Annotated in this window: 18 protein-coding genes and 1 riboswitch; of the genes, 16 read left to right on the top strand and 2 right to left on the bottom strand. The window is 50.4% G+C overall.

Annotated elements, in window-relative coordinates:
- Positions 1-57 precede the first annotated feature (57 nt).
- From SNR34_RS18925 to SNR34_RS18855, 15 genes are all read left to right on the top strand, one after another.
- Positions 58-1,053: an SAF domain-containing protein gene (locus SNR34_RS18925; RefSeq protein ID WP_486179931.1), complete on the top strand. Its 996-nt coding sequence runs from the start codon at positions 58-60 to the stop codon at positions 1,051-1,053.
- A 71-nt stretch (positions 1,054-1,124) separates the two neighbouring features.
- Entirely contained in the window at positions 1,125-1,838 is a 714-nt protein-coding gene (locus tag SNR34_RS18920) for a hypothetical protein (protein WP_339272909.1), read from the top strand.
- Positions 1,835-2,665, top strand: a complete 831-nt coding sequence (locus tag SNR34_RS18915) for a CpaE/TadZ family protein (RefSeq protein WP_486179930.1) — start codon at positions 1,835-1,837, stop codon at positions 2,663-2,665. Before SNR34_RS18920 ends, SNR34_RS18915 begins: the two co-directional genes overlap by 4 nt.
- Before the next feature lie 5 nt (positions 2,666-2,670).
- Positions 2,671-4,497: a pilus assembly protein CpaF gene (locus tag SNR34_RS18910; protein ID WP_486179929.1), complete on the top strand. Its 1,827-nt coding sequence runs from the start codon at positions 2,671-2,673 to the stop codon at positions 4,495-4,497.
- Positions 4,487-6,556, top strand: a complete 2,070-nt coding sequence (locus SNR34_RS18905; RefSeq protein ID WP_486179928.1) for a hypothetical protein — start codon at positions 4,487-4,489, stop codon at positions 6,554-6,556. Before SNR34_RS18910 ends, SNR34_RS18905 begins: the two co-directional genes overlap by 11 nt.
- 31 nt (positions 6,557-6,587) lie before the next feature.
- Positions 6,588-7,073, top strand: coding sequence for an ABC transporter permease (locus tag SNR34_RS18900; RefSeq protein WP_339272900.1), 486 nt, complete (start codon positions 6,588-6,590; stop codon positions 7,071-7,073).
- A 16-nt stretch (positions 7,074-7,089) separates the two neighbouring features.
- Positions 7,090-7,491, top strand: coding sequence for a hypothetical protein (locus tag SNR34_RS18895; RefSeq protein ID WP_486179927.1), 402 nt, complete (start codon positions 7,090-7,092; stop codon positions 7,489-7,491).
- A complete protein-coding gene (locus tag SNR34_RS18890) occupies positions 7,484-8,035 on the top strand; it encodes a hypothetical protein (RefSeq protein WP_339272896.1) in 552 nt (183 codons plus the stop codon). Before SNR34_RS18895 ends, SNR34_RS18890 begins: the two co-directional genes overlap by 8 nt.
- Positions 8,022-9,008, top strand: coding sequence for a hypothetical protein (locus SNR34_RS18885; RefSeq protein ID WP_486179926.1), 987 nt, complete (start codon positions 8,022-8,024; stop codon positions 9,006-9,008). The genes SNR34_RS18890 and SNR34_RS18885 overlap by 14 nt, the downstream gene beginning before the upstream one ends.
- A gap of 151 nt (positions 9,009-9,159) precedes the next feature.
- Positions 9,160-9,269: riboswitch (TPP riboswitch) on the top strand.
- A 191-nt stretch (positions 9,270-9,460) separates the two neighbouring features.
- Entirely contained in the window at positions 9,461-10,159 is a 699-nt protein-coding gene (locus SNR34_RS18880; protein ID WP_486179925.1) for a thiamine phosphate synthase, read from the top strand.
- A gap of 14 nt (positions 10,160-10,173) precedes the next feature.
- Complete coding sequence (gene thiO / locus SNR34_RS18875) at positions 10,174-11,394, top strand: glycine oxidase ThiO (protein ID WP_486179924.1); 1,221 nt, start codon at positions 10,174-10,176, stop codon at positions 11,392-11,394.
- On the top strand, positions 11,391-11,594 hold the full coding sequence (thiS, locus tag SNR34_RS18870; protein ID WP_236412227.1) for a sulfur carrier protein ThiS: 204 nt from the start codon (positions 11,391-11,393) through the stop codon (positions 11,592-11,594). The genes thiO and thiS overlap by 4 nt, the downstream gene beginning before the upstream one ends.
- A gap of 2 nt (positions 11,595-11,596) precedes the next feature.
- Positions 11,597-12,364 carry a thiazole synthase gene (locus tag SNR34_RS18865; protein WP_343260152.1) on the top strand — a complete coding sequence of 256 codons (768 nt, stop codon included), beginning with the start codon at positions 11,597-11,599 and terminating at the stop codon, positions 12,362-12,364.
- Positions 12,361-13,416: a ThiF family adenylyltransferase gene (locus tag SNR34_RS18860; RefSeq protein ID WP_486179923.1), complete on the top strand. Its 1,056-nt coding sequence runs from the start codon at positions 12,361-12,363 to the stop codon at positions 13,414-13,416. Before SNR34_RS18865 ends, SNR34_RS18860 begins: the two co-directional genes overlap by 4 nt.
- Before the next feature lie 130 nt (positions 13,417-13,546).
- Positions 13,547-14,242 carry a winged helix-turn-helix domain-containing protein gene (locus SNR34_RS18855; RefSeq protein ID WP_486179922.1) on the top strand — a complete coding sequence of 232 codons (696 nt, stop codon included), beginning with the start codon at positions 13,547-13,549 and terminating at the stop codon, positions 14,240-14,242.
- 63 nt (positions 14,243-14,305) lie between these two features.
- On the opposite strand, the gene SNR34_RS18850 is transcribed toward SNR34_RS18855, so the two are convergent.
- Entirely contained in the window at positions 14,306-14,806 is a 501-nt protein-coding gene (locus tag SNR34_RS18850; RefSeq protein WP_236412236.1) for a C40 family peptidase, read from the bottom strand.
- Positions 14,807-15,088: 282 nt separating this feature from the next.
- Positions 15,089-15,730: a thiamine diphosphokinase gene (locus SNR34_RS18845; protein ID WP_486179921.1), complete on the bottom strand. Its 642-nt coding sequence runs from the start codon at positions 15,728-15,730 to the stop codon at positions 15,089-15,091.
- A 165-nt stretch (positions 15,731-15,895) separates the two neighbouring features.
- Here SNR34_RS18845 and SNR34_RS18840 point away from each other — a divergent pair, with 165 nt between their 5' ends.
- The gene (locus SNR34_RS18840; RefSeq protein ID WP_236412918.1) at positions 15,896-16,564 is read left to right on the top strand and encodes a trimeric intracellular cation channel family protein; all 669 of its coding nucleotides are present in this window, start codon (positions 15,896-15,898) and stop codon (positions 16,562-16,564) included.
- Positions 16,565-16,567 lie beyond the last annotated feature (3 nt).

The raw sequence follows: 16,567 nt of genomic DNA, 5'->3' as shown, positions 1-16,567 counted from the left end.
AGAAATGACGATCAATTCCAAAGCAGAACATGCAATTAAGGGAAAGGAGAGCCTTTTTTGTCCAAATTACGAAAGCAAAGCCGTCAACGGATCTATGCTGGCCTGATTGGTGCGGGTGCAGTAGGCCTGTTGTTTGGGGGATACGTGATTTACAGCCTCATTACGCTAAACGACACCAAAGCGGAGATCGAAGCGAAGTTTACAGCAGCCTTTGAGCAAAAAGAAGCCGAGCTTCTCCAGCAATGGGAGTCGGGGGCGCAGGCATGGGTGACCGTGCGGGATATCGAAGCGGGGGAGCCGATTCTCGCGGAAGACATTAAGCTTTTTGCCGTTCCCGACGCACAGGCACCGCGCAATTTGTGGTCCAGCAGCAAACAACCCGAAGATCAGCGAGCCAAGATCGAGCTTAAAAAAGGAACAGCCATTACGACGGAAATGGTTTACGAAGATACGCCTGCTCCTCCGGATTTAAGGAACCGGGAGCTTCAAGTTGTTCTGCTGCCTTCGTCGTTGGCCCAGGGTGATATCATTGATGTTCGGATCCAGTTTCCGACAGGCCAGGACTACATTCTATTGTCGAAAAAGAAGGTGGAGCGCCTCAATGCCTCTACATTATGGATTACGATGACGGAAGAAGAGATCTTGTCGCTATCCAGTGCGATCGTGGATGCCTACTTACATAAAGCTTCAATCTACGCCCTTACCTATGTGGAACCCCAGTTTCAAACTGCGGCCATACCGACGTATCCAGCGAATCAGGAGGTGTTGAAATTGCTGGAGAGCGATCCGAATATCGTCAGGCGGGCCGAGCAGGAGCTGGTGCGCCAAGTGCGCAGCTCATTGGAAAGCTCGCTTGCAATCTCTGCTGCCGCGCCTTCGCGGAGCGTTGAACAGGATGTGGCGAAATCCTCTGTTTCGTACAATAACCGTCCAGGCGCTGGCGAACGAACGGATCAGTCCGCGAACGTTGATCCAGGCAGCGTGTTTGACCAACCGGCGGACAGCGGCAGTGCTGAGGAACAACAACAACGGGTGCTGACTGGCGGGCAATGAGACACAGAAAAACAAGCGATTTATTCTATTAATGATTCTTATAACAACGCGATTGCTTAGGAGGGGTTCAATTGCATGCATGGATTTTTGCGGGATTGTGCGAGAAAACGGATCTGATGTTGTACTTGTGCAAAATTTTGGCGGCGTCCGGTAAAAGGGTTTTGCTTGTAGATGGTACGCTTCAACAGAAATACATGTATAGCGTGGGTGAAGGCAATCACTCGCTTCGCATTACTGAGTTTGAAGGATTTGACGTCGCTTGCCAATTCGTTACGTCCGCAGCGGTTGAGGGCCATCTCGAAGCAAGCGGCGAAGGGATTGACGCTTATGATTACATCGTTTATGACGTGGAAAGCTCCCATTTCGCTTCCCGAGATTTATGGCTGCAAGCCGAGATCCGTCTCTGGGTCTGCGATTACGAGCGTTATAATCTCGAGCGCAGCAAGGGCTGGCTGGAGCATTTGCTGGAGGAACAGGACTTGCCGGGCAATCTTTCGTTTCAACGGATTTTGATCAATGCGGTGGATTGCAAACTGGATGTTCAATATTTATGGACATATCTTGATAGAGGCCCGTTTGAGTGGACTGCAGAATCTCTGGTGCTGCCCTGGGATGAACTGATTGCGGCAGTCAAATTGGAAAATGAGCATCATCGCCGAATACGGCTGGGCCCACTTTCTCGAAACTACAAAAAGTCGCTTCGCCGCCTGATCGAGCAGCTGACAGGCTGGGAACCGGTTCAGAGCCGAAAGGCGATGAAAGAAGCAGAAAGGATGAGGGCATGAGTACGGTAGCGTTTTGGAGTCCGTTTCCCGGAAGCGGCTGCACCTCCAGCTCATTGATTGGTGCGTATGCCATGGGTTTGCAGTACAGAGTAAGAATTTTACTGGTGAATTCAGGACAGGCGTGCAGCGGAGTGGAGGCGTTGCTTCCTCCGATTCAAGGGTATGAAGCAGACTCGCTTCACCGTTTTGACGAAGGGGGATGGGATGCCATCGAGCGGCTGCATGCCAGCGGCGCATTGACCAAACATAACGTCAAGGATCATGCCAAACCGCTGATCAAAGACCGCTTGGACTTGCTGACCGGTTCCATGAACAATATGGAGCGATTGCACAAAGGGCAGGCTGAACCGCTGAACTCGCTGCTGAATGCCGCGAACGAATACTATGATCTGGTCATCGTAGAGGCGGGTCAGGAAGGGAGAGATGCAAGTCTTCTTCTGCAGCGCGCTGAGTTCGTGGTCGTTCATTTGACGCAGAACATGAGGGAGCTTGAACAGTTTTTTGAAGGAGAAATGCCTTTTTGTATGAAAGACCGAAAAATGCATTTGGTAATTGGCAAGTATGACCCGCATGCCCGAGCAACGCTAGCGAACATTCGTCGTCGTTTCCGATATAAGGGGACGATGTCGGCGATCCCGTACACAACGGGGTACCTTGATGCAGCCAACCGGCGCGATGTGGGGAGTTTTCTGCAATTGCACGGGTGGAGTGGCAATGAAGGAAAAGGGAAAGACAGTTTCAGCAAGCATATGGCTGAATTCGCTCGCCTGATCATGGACGGCGCAGGAATGCGCACGATCTTGAAAAGGCTTGAAAGGGGAGCCTGACCTTCATGGGGGTGAATGGTACATTAATCGGCGTAATGCTGCTTGGAATCATCCTATTTTTTGGGACGAAATACAGGAAGCTTGATCGTGAACAACAAGAACGGAAAGATCATAATCACGAATCGCTGACCATCGAAGGTTTGACGGAGAAAGTAAAACATGCACTACATGAGTTAAGTCACAGCCAGTTGGCTGACGCCGGCTTGCATGAAGAGGAATATCAGCGGAGAATCAACCAGCGTGCCGAGATGCGGAAAGCGCTGAAAGGCTGTGTCTCCGGCAGCCTGAGCGACAAACTTTATGTTAAAAGACTCATCGGCGATCTGCTCACGCGGACTCTTGGATTGAACAAAACCACCATTGATGAAGTCATTCCATTTGAAGATCAGGAGCTGTTAACGGTTCAGGATCGCTTTGAAATTGTGTTTTTTTTGTACAAACAGCAATTCGGGGTGGATGCTCTTTCCCGGCTGATCGAAACGTATGATCTTGGGAAATTGCGAATGGAGGCAGAAGGGGAGAACGGGGGGAGCTACTACATTTCGGAGGAAGACATCCATTACGTTTTCGATTGCGAATACCGCAGGCTAGAATTTCATGAAAAAAGAGATATCGTCGTGCAGCGAATCTATCAGCATTATAAAGGGTTTTCGATAGTTGACGAGATTCGTGACCAACGCATTGATGGCGTGAGCGGCGGAGTCAGCGGCATATTGGATACGCAGGATCAAGGAAGTCGGTTGCCTGCATCGTGGGATGATCTGATACAGGATACATCGTTTGTGAATGAAGCGGAAGAGCCTTTAAGCGCAGCGGAGAGCGTTTGGATTTTTTACAAGGGGAGATCGATCCACCTGTCGTTTCTGTCCTTTGGCAGCGTCCGTGAACTGAAAAGGGTATGCCAGAACATTTACAAATACAACTACCCTGGACAGTTGTCCGAGGCGAACGGATATAAAGTGAACGAGATGAAAGACGGTTCGCGCGTTGTTGTCGTTCGTCCTCCGTTTGCGGAATCGTGGGCCTTTTTCGTACGGAAGTTCGATATTCCGAATGCTTCGCTGGAGCAGCTTGTCACTGGCGAAAATGCGGAGCTGCCGATCATGCTGTTGTGTTATTTGATGAAAGGAAGCCGGATTACCGCGGTGACCGGAGCTCAGGGTTCGGGGAAAACAACGCTCCTTATGGCCATGGTGAAACACATTTATCCATCGTATACCTTGCGTGTGCAAGAGATGGCCTTCGAGCTGCAGCTGAGACGTATTTATAGCCGGCGCAACATATTGAGCTTTCGCGAAACCGAGCATATTTCCGGTCAGGAAGGCCTTGATTTACAGAAAAAAACGGACGGAACCGTGAATATTTTGGGTGAAGTAGCGAGTGACGAAGTAGCTGCCTGGATGATTCAAATGTCTCAAGTCGCCAGTCTGTTCACGCTGTTCACTCACCATGCCAAAACGTTCAGGGATCTTGTGTTTTCCCTGCGCAATTCACTGCTCAAAACAGGGATGTTTCAACATGAACATATTGCCGAAGAGCAGGTCGTCAGCGTGATCAATTTCGACGTGCACATGAAAAAAGATGTGGAGGGACGCAGATACATCGAGCGAATCACCGAATGCCTGCCGCGTTCCGGGCAGATCGAGAGCGTTGAAGAGCGGGTAGGGTTTTCGTTCCGCAACGTGGTCGAGTATCGGGACGGAAGTTATGTTGCGGCTGCGCCTTTAACTGCTGAAAGCATGTCCGATATGCGGGATCAAATGACGATGCAGGATGCAGACCGGTTCGAGCGGTTTCTGATCAAATATTGGGGGGATACCCATGCCGTTTAAATCGATCCTGTTATTGCTGCTTGCATGCTGTGCTGTAGGTCTGGCGGTTGTCATGCTGATTCTAGCGATTCTCCGCCATAAAGGAGGTGTTGCAGCAACCAGACGGCAAACCGTATTTTCCATGCCAGGAAGTCGGCGGCTTGCCGGTTGGAGATCGTTCTTATTGCAGAGCTATCGTTGGAGCATGAAACTGCCGTTATGGTCTGCATACGTTCTGCAGGTCAAAAAGAGGATTTCGTTCCGCCATGTCGGAGATGAAATGGCGCTGAGAAAAACGACGATGGGGATCGTGCTCATCGTCGCAGGAAGCTGCAGTTTAGTCGGTATCGTTCTGTTGATGGTTCAACCTGGATGGAGCTTTTTGTTATTGGTTGTTCTGTGCGCGGTTGTGTTGAACAGCCTGGTCTTGGATATGTGGCTAAATCGCTTGGAGAAACGTTTGTTGATGCAGATGCTGGATGTGTTTGCCGAAGTGCGTCATCGTTATCACCAGCACGGCATGATCGAAGAAGCGCTATACGAGGCAGCGGAAACAGGTAAAGGGGAAGCCGCGCAGCAAGTCATGCTCATCTACGAGGCATTGACTTCACCGGATCCGAACGAGGCGCTGGAAAGGTATTATGAGGTTGCTCCTAACCGTTTTTTGAAAGGATTTGCGGGCATGTCCTACTTGGTCATGGAATTCGGGGATAAGGACAGGGCGCACGGCTCCATCTATCTGAAGGGGCTCGGCAACCTCACGCAGGAAATCCACTTGGAAATTTTGCGCAGGGACAAGCTGGATTACCTGTTGAAAGGGCTCAATATCATTGCGCTTGCCCCGGTACTGTTTACGGCGCCGATCGAGCGTTGGGCCAGAAGCAGCTTTCCTTCGATGGATGAGTTTTACGGAAGCAAGCTGGGGTTCGTAACCAAGATATCCATCTATGTGGTGATTATTGCTGCCTATTTACTGCTGCAGCGCCTGCAACAGTACGATGAAACGCGTTTTCGGGCAGGGCGCAGCAATACCGTATGGGAGCGAATCCTTTACAAGCAGCCTTTTATTCGAAAATGCTCATTTCTGCTTGCAGCCAAACCCGGCAGCATCAAGTACGGCCAATCCGTACGTTTGATGAGAGAGAGCAGCTCGGAGCTCAAGTATGAATGGTTGGCTATTCGAAGGTTTGTCCTCTTTGTAGGATGCTTTCTATTCTCTCTTTGTTGCATTGCTGCGCTTCACCAGGTGGAACGGAACCATATTTTATATGCGCCTGTCCGGGATGACCGAATGTTCGGAGCCATGTCCGCAGATGAATTGAAACAAGCCCAGGATACGGCGGATCTGGACCGGGCTGTGCTGCAGCAGGTCTCCAAAGCAGGGAATGCGACTCATGACGAAATCGTCCAAGCGCTAGAGCGCGTTAGTTCCCGGCAGCTTAAGGACGAGGTGCAGAATGAAACGGTTGCCCGGATCACGCAAAAATGGGAGAAGCTTCAACGTCAATATTTGCAGTGGTGGGAACTGCTCATTGCTTTTCTGATCGGCACGTCCGGGTATTATTTGCCCATATGGCTGATGCTGTTTCAGCGCAAAATGCGCGGCATGGACATGCTGCATGAAATTTACCAGTTCCAGACGGTCATCTCGATTTTGCGCGACATGGAGCGGATGTCGGTGGAAGAGATTCTGGAGTGGCTTAACCGGTTTGCCGTCATTTTCAAACGTCCTTTGCAAAAGTGCCTGCTTCATTTCGAACATGGGCCGGAGGATGCCCTTGAACATTTAAAGGCGGATGCGCGGCTCCCGGAGTTTCAACGCCTTGTGGACAAGCTGCAGCTTGCGCTGGGCAAAATTTCGATCCAGGAAGCATTTGATGATCTGGATAGCATGATGTCTTTTTATTTTGAACAACGCAAGCAGGAGTACGCCAAAATGGTCGATGCCAAGGCTGCATGGGGAAAAATGATCGGGTTTGCGCCTATGTATGCACTGGTCTTTCTCTACTTGGTCGTCCCGCTTGTTGGCATGAGCTTCCTGCAGATGAACATGTATTACGAACAAATCCAAAAATTATAAATCATACTACTTATTTTGGGAGGAATTGAAAATGAACAATGCATCCAGTGCGCTAAAGGTTGCTGCCGGGATTTTTTTGACGATTGCCTTGATTACGATCGTGGTGCTGCTGTTTATATCGGCCCAGGAGGCCACCAAGACGGCACAGAACAACTTCGCGGACATTCAGACCGAATTGTCTCAGGCTGCATTCACCGTTTATGACGGAACAACGATCAGCGGCTCCCAGGTGACCAATGCGCTGCGAAAGTATGCGGACAAGGACCAGTTCGGCATTCAGATCATTACTGGCAAAAACGCAGCGGGACAATGGTACGGCAATGAATTGAACATTTCACGTGACGTCAATAACGCAGATTATGGCTCGGTGATCGCGCCTGATAACAAGGTAGGGAGCATTAATCAAACGATGAACGAGAAAGACAACCAATACGTCAATCCGAGCGGGAAATTCAAAGCGATCATCGTGAAAGATAAGTCCAATGTGGTGAGAGGGCTTATTTTCACACAATCGTGACAGGAGCTGGAGGGTGATGTCCCGAAACACGCAGCAGCTTATGTTGTTTTGCACGGCGGTAGTTATGTTTGTTGCAGCTTGTATGCACGGACAGCATCATGTTCGCCACTTGGCACAAGCCATTGATCAGACCATCCAGGGAACGGAAGCTATGGAGGGCAAGTTGACAGCAACGCTGAGAATTTCTGAGCCGGAACGTTATAGCGGAGCGGAAGTGCTGCATACGGTCAGACAGATGACGGGGACAACCATTCAGGTGGAGGTGGACGGAAGCGCCTATCGTATAGACCCTTTGGCAGACAGGGGGGCGACCGTTCCGGTCCAGCTTATGGGTCTCTACAGGCCTGAGTTTATCAGAGACGAGTCCGGGCAGCTGAATAAAATCTCGTTCTGGAAGGAGGCCGGAGATATTGATTAATGCCGCATCCAAACTGCTTGCCGTCTTGTTGGCGGTACTTCTGCTATATGTATATCCGGCTGCCGAAACGGCGGATCGGCAGGATGAGATTTCCCGGATGACCGTTTACCAGACCGTCACGCGTTTTGTTGATTCCGCTCGCACCAAAGGTTACATTTCTCCAGCGATGTTTGCCGAATTCGAAGAACAATTGGCGCGCACGGGCAATGTCTACGACATTTCAATGGAGCATCTGCACAAAAAATATGTGCCGAATTACATCGATCCCCAAAATCCTGCGACTTTTACGGGGACGTACGAGACGGTTTTGGATGGATATTATTCAAGCCAAATCAAAGAGAAGCTTTTTCCGACCGACGGTTTAGAAACCGCGGAGGATCCTGCCCGAAGATACACGTTTACAGTAGGGGATTTTTTTACCGTGTCCGTCAGAAATACGAATCGAACCCCCGCAATGCTTATCCGCGAATGGCTAAATGGGACAATCCAATCTCCCGCCGTGTTTACCACGTATGGAGGGATGGTGCTGAATGAAGATTACTGAGCTGTCCATCGTTTTTGTGCTTGTCTTTTTTCCGTTTTTTTGGATCGTGTCGCAGAGCAGTCGGGAACTCCAAGAGGCCCAGATCCTCAGCAATAGATATGAGACGGCGCTGAGGACTGCCGTCATGGACGCTGGCATGGTCATGCACCAGAACGAAAAGCAAAGTGGAGAAGCGGGCTACGGTTCATCAAAGTTTGTGAACGCTGATAAAGATTTGGCGCTGGAGACGTTTACGCAAACGATGGCTCTTAATTTGGGGATTCAGGACGATCCGCCAGCGATTCGCTCCTTGTTCGATTATATCCCGGCTATCGTTGTTCTGGACTACGACGGTTACTACATGTTTGCCAAAGAGACGGAAATGATGGGGGAGTCCGAAAACTATTTTCGTCACGTATGGAGCCCGAAGAAACCTTATACCTATGCAGACGAAGACGGAAACAGCATCAATTTCACGTTGGATAGTTATGTCTACGCCTATGATGCCGAAAGGCAAATGTGGCTTGAAGGCTTTCGGAATGAACTCATCGCGTCGACACGGATCCCGTTGCTGAGAAATGATGAACATTTTGAACATGTGCGCAGAAGCCGGATTGTCAGTGCCGTTCAGGAGGATTTGGCCGAGGTCATCAATCGTCACAACGAATTTGCCAGAAGAAATGGCATCTCATACACGTTTACTCTGCCGCTCATCTCCCAGGAAGACTGGTACAACTCTATAAATGACACAGGGATCATTGCTTTCATTCAGGGTATTCCGAGCGGGAGCCGAAAAATCAACAACTTTGCCATCGGAGGCGGCCGGCTTGTTAAGAGGACGGCCGTGATCGGCGGCGTGGATCCTGACAGCGGCATCAAATATTATTATCCGGCCACATGCTCGAACGGATACAGGCCGGAGGAAGTTTTTACGGATGCCCAGGAGGCAGCGGCTCGAGGCTATTTTGAGCAAAATTGTTATATCAATCGCTAGTATCCTCCGACGAAAAGGCACTGGATAGTGCGATATTTTCAGCTGCGTAGTCTAACCTAAAAAAACGCTGATCTTCCTGATTTCTGGCAGTGCACGCAAAAATGATCGATGACAAAACAGGATGCCTATGGTAATATAGGCTACAACTTCATAAGAGCACTAGGGGTGCCGCGCGATGCGGCTGAGATGGAATAATTCGATTCCGGACCCTTTGTACCTGATCTGGATCATACCAGCGTAGGGAAGTGGCACGTTTTTCGTCATGACAAGGAAGGCTGTATTTCAGCCGTCGCTTGGATTGCAATGCGATTATCGGCAATGCTCGTTCCATGCATAAACGCGTGAGAATAATGCCCATTGGTTTCGCATTTGCCTTGCATTGCACGAAAGATACGAATAAGTCGCCACTCCCCTGCGGGAGTGGTTTTTTGTGTTCTTTCAGCGAAAGGCAGGTGAACCGAGTTATGGTTGCTTCGCAAACTCAATCAGTACCTTCATCATTGGAGCTCCATGTCATTTCAAACGGAACGGGGGACCTTGATGTTTTTCTTGAAAAGGCGATCCGGGTGAGCCCTTGGGTAGATTACATTCATATTCGGGAAAAACATCTTGCGATCAACCAAAGATTGCATTGGGCCGAACGAATGCTAGAAGCGGGTATCCCGGCTTCGCAAATTGTCGTTAATGGCATTCCTGATCGAATGGATGGTTTTTCTGTTCCTAAGTTGTGCGGCGTGCAAAGGGGGGAATCGGATTTCAAACAGTATGGAACAACCATCCGGATGGACAACAAGCATGAACCGATCCGTCTGGGCGTTTCCGTGCATTCCTTGGAAGGGGCGAAATCCGCTGAGCGCCAAGGCGCAGATTATGTTATTTTTGGGCACGTTTTTGCTACCAACAGCAAAATTGGCGCTGCGCCAAGAGGCATACCAGCATTGAAAGCGATATGCAGCTCCCTTTGCATTCCCGTCATTGCGATCGGCGGAATTCGCCCTGATGCCGTGGATGCGATTTACGCAGCCGGGGCAAGCGGGATTGCGGTCATGTCCGCCATATGGGAGAACAGTAAACCTGAGCAAGCAGCCGCTGCATTCAAACAGGCCATGTCCGGTGTACGGCCCATGAATGACGCCATTGAACGAAGATGAAGGAGGGGCAATCGTTGTTTGATGATCGCATTAGCTTAGACGGTAGTTCGGGGTTCGACATTCTCGACAAAAAAGAGAAGCCACGTTCGCGAAAGGACATGTCTGCCGAAACGATCGTGATCGGAGGGGGTGTCATCGGTTGTTCCATCGCTTATGAATTGGCAGCCCGCGGGCAGGAAGTAATGCTCCTGGAACGAGCCCGAATGGGTGGAGGGACGTCATCGGCGGCGGCCGGCATGCTGGCTGCCGACAGTGAGCACTTTCATCATGCGGCCATGGCGGAGCTTGCCCGGCGCAGCCGTGAACGGGTTCACCGGCAGAGGGAGCATATTCAAGCGATGAGCGGAATTGACATTGGCTTGCGGCAGGCCGGGTTCATTACGCCTTTTCGAAGCGGACAAAAGGCAGGACTATATGCAGCCGCATATGAAACAGATTCGAATGCATGCACGTATTGGGATAGGCAGGAACTGCAGCGTCAGGCACCCTGGCTAAGCCGGGATACGTATGGCGGGTTGTACAGGCAAGCTGAAAGCGAAGTGCTGCCGTTAAACCTTGTCACAGCTTATGCCAAGTCTGCTCAAGCATACGGGGCTCGAATCATGGAAGGCATTCAGAATGTAACGCTGCAAACCGGGGCAGGGCGCATACAAGGGGTTCAAACCTCCATTGGCATGTTGACATGTAAAAATGTCATAGTCGCGGCCGGGCTGCAAGGAGTAGAGTTGATGGAAAGCGTAGGGTTGAACATGCCTGTCGTGCCGGTAAAGGGAGAAATGGTTGCTGTCCGGTTTTCACATCATGACGCTGCACGGGGAAATGTACCGGACAGGACCGTTTATGCGGAAGATGTTTATATCGTTCCAAAAGCGAATGGAGAAGTGTGGTTGGGTGCAACAAGCTTGGCGGGAGCTTCGGATTTGCATGTGACCCCTGGAGGAATCCAGAAACTGATCTCCGCCGCGGCAGCATGGGTTCCCGCCGTTGCGCACGCCCGATTCGAGCGAGCCTGGGCCGGCGTGAGACCATCGACTCCGGATGGTTTGCCGTATTTGGGGGAAAGCGAACAATATTCGGGATTGTATGCCGCTTTCGGACATTATCGGAACGGTATTTTGCTCAGCGCTATCACAGGCAGTGTGTTGGCGGATTTGATCGAGGGGAAATCGGCCGGTGAACTCGGGATTTCTGCTTTCAATCCGGAGCGCTTATGCGGAAAGGGGATGATGCATTGAATATTATCGTCAACGGACAATCGATGGAGATTGAAGACCAGTTGAATCGTGTGGACAAATTGTTGCTCTCTTTCAATCTTCAGGTGAAAACCGTCGTTGTTGAGCTGAATCGGCAAATTTTAACGCGAGAGCTTCATGAGACGACGCCGCTGAAAAACGGAGACCGAATCGAAATCGTACATTTTGTGGGAGGCGGATAAGTGTGTTAAACATTGGAAAATATGCCTTTGAATCGAGATTGCTGCTGGGAACAGGGAAATTCGAAGACTTGGATGTACAACGACAGGCGGTTGAGGCATCAGGCACAGAGGTTCTGACATTTGCTATAAGGCGCTTGAATTTGGAGCAGCGGGACCGCAAGCATTTTCTCGACACGTTGGACCTGAGTCGATTCACGTTGCTGCCGAATACCGCTGGAGCGACGAATGCCGAAGAAGCGGTACGCATCGCCGAATTGGCACGGGCATCGGGACTTTGTGATATGATTAAGGTAGAAGTGATCGGCGATGGGCGAACGTTGTTGCCCGACCCGATCGAAACGTACAGGGCTTGCGAGATGCTGCTTGAAAGAGGATTTACGGTGCTGCCGTATATTTCGGATGACGTCATTTTGGCCAAACGTCTGCAATTGCTCGGTGTACACGCCGTGATGCCTGGGGCCTCGCCGATTGGTGCGGGCAAAGGGCTGATAAATCCGTACAATCTTGAGCTGATCATTGAACAGGCTGCGGTTCCGGTCATTGTGGATGCAGGCCTTCGTTCTCCCAAAGATGCTGCCCAAGCGATGGAACTTGGGGCAGATGGCGTATTGCTTAATACGGCTGTTTCAGGTTCACGCGATCCGGTTAAGATGGCTAAGGCCATGCGAATGGGCGTTGAAGCAGGAAGATTGGCATACGAGGCAGGCATGATCCCCGTCAAGCGTTATGCAGCAGCGAGCAGTCCTGCGGAAGGAATGGTTCAGTCATGACAAACCCGAACACGAACGAGCATCCAGAGCAAGAAAACCGTTACTCACGGCAGGAACGATTCGCGCCGCTGGGCAAAAACGGACAGGAGCGGCTGAAAGGAAGCCGTGTACTGATCATTGGTGCAGGCGCGCTGGGAACGGGAATCGCCGAGACGTTGGCACGTGCCGGAATCGGGCATATCACGATCGCCGATCGCGATTACGTGGAGTGGAGCAACCTGCAGCGCCAGCAGCTCTACGCAGAGAAGGACGCATTGGAGCGCATGCCGAAAGCGATCGCTGCTGTAAAGCGTCTGAAAGAGATTAATTCCACAGTAGACATCGTTGGAAAAGTCATGGATGTGCGGGCGGATGAATTGGAAGAACTCATTGCGGATGTCGATCTGGTGATGGATGCAACGGATAACTTTGATACAAGACTGCTGATCAACGATATGTGCCAAAAACATCGCAAACCATGGATTTACGGTGGGTGCGTAGGCAGCTACGGGATTACCTACACCTTTATGCCAGGGGAAACCCCTTGTTTGAATTGTTTGCTCGGGGAGGTGCCGTTGGGCGGGGATACCTGCGATACTTCTGGAATCATTCCGCAAGCCGTGCAGATGGTCACGGCCAATCAGACTGCAGAAGCCATGAAGCTACTTAGCGGAAATCATGGCGCCTTAAGGCGCAAGCTGCTGTCGTTTGACCTGTGGCGGAACGAGTACATAACGATCAACGTGGATGGCGCGAAGAAGCCGGATTGTCCTTCGTGCAGCGCATCGGCATCATTTCCGTATTTATCCGCCTCGAATCTCGAAAAAACGGACGTGCTTTGCGGCAGGGATACGGTGCAGATCCGTCCTTCCCGACCATTGAAGCTGGATCTCCAACAGACCGCTGAACGTTTGGGTAAGCTTGGGGAAGGGGTCGTGGAACACAATCCGTTTCTGGTCTCGTTCAGCCTAGGGGAACATCGGATGGTTATTTTTCAAGACGGTCGGATCCTCGTCCACGGGACCAAAGATACGGCGGAAGCACGCACGCTTGTCCATCGCTATTTTGGCTAATGCCGTGCACCAAATTCAAGTTCGTTCCTTTCGAGGAATGGACTTTTTCGTTTTTCGGCATCATAACGACATATGGAGGATCGCACGCGACCTCTACAGAGAAAGAATTTGTCCAAGGCCGGGTGAACGGATGAAAACGACCATTTTACTTGTTGGCGCCCAGGAACAGACAAGGTCGCTAAAAGAAGCGCTGAGTGCCGAGGGCTATGCCGTGCTCTTGGCCAGCGCAGGTACATACAAGCAGCAATTGGAGATGGTCAAGCAGAATCTGTCCATGATCATCTGGACCGCTGCTCCTGAAGACGCAATCCAGCCCGACGAAGGATTGAAGTGGCATCGCGGACAGAACCATCACAACATTCCGTTTATAATTATTACGACCGCAATATCTGCGGATCGAATCGTGGAATGGTTGGACAGCGGGGCAAACGACATACTCGAGCAAGAGAGCGAGCCGAGTATATTGATGGCAAGGATTCGAAATTTGCTTCGCTTGTTTTCTCAAGGTTCGCAGTTCGACGAAGAAGTTATCATGGTGCATGACCTTAAAATCAATTTGCGCTCGCGGAGAGTCAGCCGGGCAGGGGAGTATTTGACGCTGACGCCGAAAGAATACGAATTGTTGGAGTTTTTGGCGCGGCATGCAAACGAAGCCTGTTCGCGGAAGACGATCTTATCGGAAGTGTGGGGCTATGATTTTCAAATGGATACGAACGTGGTGGATGTGTATATCAAACATTTGCGTGAAAAAGTGGACAAGGGTAGGGGCGTCAAACTCATTCAAACTGTGCGCGGAGTGGGTTATATGCTTCATTCTTCCCATTAAAAATGGCCAGATCCTTAATGGATCCGGCCATTTTAGACATATATTCAATGATTCGTAGGGAAATTACAGTACACGGCGTGCTTTAATATACGTTTTTTTCCAGTTTCCCGAGTTCAGGTCAGAGAACGTTACCCCTGGAGATCCGTAAGTGTGCAGGATCTTTCCGTTGCCCGCGTAAACTGCTACGTGCGTAATATTGCTGCCTGTGGAACGGCTGCCGCTCGAAAAGAATACCAGGTCTCCGACGCGCAGGTTCGCTTTGGATACGGCTACGCCTTCCTTGGATTGTTTGACGCTGGTACGCGGAAGGTCCACGCCATACTTTTTAAAGATATATTTCATGAAGGAAGAGCAGTCAAAATTTTTGGTTGTCGAAGTGGATGCTCCAAATTTATATGGCGTTCCCATAAATTGTTTACCGTAATTGACGATTTGTTGTCCTTTGGACACGGTTGCGCTTGCTGCTTGAGCAGCAGGTGCCGATGTCATTGCGATGGCTCCAAAACCAAGTGCTGCGCACAATCCCACGGTCACGGCCTTTTGGACAAAGATGTTTGTTTTCATGTAGTACCTCCAAAATTAAGTTTTCGTTTCGTTTGCTAGAGCGAGTATAACAGGTTTGTAACACCCTAAAATTTGGAGTAGAAGCTTGAAGTGCTTGAAGTGACTGGTTTTGGAGCGTTTTATTAAAATACCATTAAAAATGTCAAAAAATTAATCGTTGACGGATGCATTTAAGGTTTGAAACAGAAAAAACCTTTGAAAATCAAAGGTTTTTTCGAATAATAAGTTGCTCTTTTTATTTTTCAGCAAGTTACAAAAATGTAACTTTCATATGAACCAACGTTAATCCTTGCTCTGAATAATGAGCAGCAATCCGCTATCGATGGTAACTGTCCCCGCAGGTCCCAAAAGCTTGTTGCTTATGCCAAGGGATTGTCCCATCCGGAGCGTTGCTTTATCCAGAGGGTACTGAAAGCCTTCCAGACTGATTCCGGTGACCTCAGGCGTCAACGGCAGCAATGAAACGTACTGATACCCCCGATCTTCGACCGTGGCTTCGGACGTGGTCAGTGTCAGATAGTTGTGTTCGTCCTGAAGCGTGCAAGAGATATGATGCTGCATCGCACGGACCATGATATGTACGTTGGCAAGCGTATGATCAAGGCGAGTGCCTGTAGCGCCCAGCATGAGAATATGGGTAGGTTCCATATCCAATGCGGTTTCGAAAGCCATTTCCGTATCCGTCCAGTCCTTCTCGACGGCATCGACGGAAATCATGCGTTCACTGTTCAGGCGGACCCTTTCCCGTTCCTCGTCAGTAATGGAGTCGAAGTCGCCTACGGCAAAGTGGGGTCGAATGCCGTGATCGATCAGGTACAGTGCCCCGCGATCTGCAGCGATGAGCACGTCATCGTGCCTGATTTCTTTGAGAAATTCGGGAGACAGGCTTCCCCCCGTAAAAATGACGACGCGTTTCATGGTCATTCTATTCATCCTTCCTGCCATGAAGAAAGTTTTCATTTATCATTATATTGCGAACCCTTCCAGTATAAATCACAAAATCTAGTTGCACAATTCCGGCACTCGCGGATACAATGATGAGAGCGACATGGAGATGACTTGAAAAGTGAGGTTTGGACGGAATTGGACTTGCACATTTTTGAAGTGTTCAGCATCATCGGCACCATTGCGTTTGCGATGTCGGGGGCTTTCGTGGCCATGGAAGAGGAATACGACATTCTTGGCGTACTGGTGCTGGGATTGGTCACCGCCTTCGGTGGCGGGGTGGTAAGGAATGTTCTGATCGGTGTGCCCGTGACCACGCTGTGGAGCCAAGGCGCACTTATTATGCTTGCCCTCGTATCCGTAGCCGTGGCATTTGTGCTCCCGCTGAAATGGATCGGACATTGGAAGCGGACGGAGGCGCTCTTCGATGCCATCGGACTTGCCGCTTTTGCGATTCAGGGTGCCCTATATGCCGTTAACATGGGTCATCCCATCAGTGCGGTCATTGTGGCAGCAGTGATGACAGGCATCGGCGGAGGGATCATTCGCGACCTGTTGGCAGGACGCAAACCTTTGGTGTTGCGGGATGAAATCTATGCGGTATGGGCGATCGCTGCCGGGTTTGCGATCGGAATGGGCTGGCTGACAACCAATACGGGATTGCTTATCGGATTTGTTGCGGTCGTATTTTTCCGGATGTGTTCCGTCCATTATAAATGGAAGCTGCCGCGCCGTTCGCTGGTACAGGCGGATCGTGTGCAGCCTCAGGCGGCACAAAGCTCATTAAATCGTACGTTCGGAAAAGGGGAGTAACGA

This window comes from Paenibacillus sp. XP01 (assembly GCF_057364885.1).
The sequence above is the reverse complement of the archived record's forward strand: the minus strand, read 5'-3'. Positions and strand labels throughout refer to the sequence as shown.

What these genes read in the sequence shown, in the direction of transcription:
- SNR34_RS18850 (WP_236412236.1), bottom strand. Translation starts at nt 14,806, where the DNA reads ATGAAAACAAACATCTTTGTCCAAAAGGCCGTGACCGTGGGATTGTGC.
- SNR34_RS18905 (WP_486179928.1), top strand. Translation starts at nt 4,487, where the DNA reads ATGCCGTTTAAATCGATCCTGTTATTGCTGCTTGCATGCTGTGCTGTA.
- SNR34_RS18915 (WP_486179930.1), top strand. Translation starts at nt 1,835, where the DNA reads ATGAGTACGGTAGCGTTTTGGAGTCCGTTTCCCGGAAGCGGCTGCACC.
- SNR34_RS18885 (WP_486179926.1), top strand. Translation starts at nt 8,022, where the DNA reads ATGAAGATTACTGAGCTGTCCATCGTTTTTGTGCTTGTCTTTTTTCCG.
- SNR34_RS18855 (WP_486179922.1), top strand. Translation starts at nt 13,547, where the DNA reads ATGAAAACGACCATTTTACTTGTTGGCGCCCAGGAACAGACAAGGTCG.
- SNR34_RS18845 (WP_486179921.1), bottom strand. Translation starts at nt 15,730, where the DNA reads ATGACCATGAAACGCGTCGTCATTTTTACGGGGGGAAGCCTGTCTCCC.
- SNR34_RS18895 (WP_486179927.1), top strand. Translation starts at nt 7,090, where the DNA reads ATGTCCCGAAACACGCAGCAGCTTATGTTGTTTTGCACGGCGGTAGTT.
- SNR34_RS18860 (WP_486179923.1), top strand. Translation starts at nt 12,361, where the DNA reads ATGACAAACCCGAACACGAACGAGCATCCAGAGCAAGAAAACCGTTAC.
- SNR34_RS18910 (WP_486179929.1), top strand. Translation starts at nt 2,671, where the DNA reads ATGGGGGTGAATGGTACATTAATCGGCGTAATGCTGCTTGGAATCATC.
- SNR34_RS18900 (WP_339272900.1), top strand. Translation starts at nt 6,588, where the DNA reads ATGAACAATGCATCCAGTGCGCTAAAGGTTGCTGCCGGGATTTTTTTG.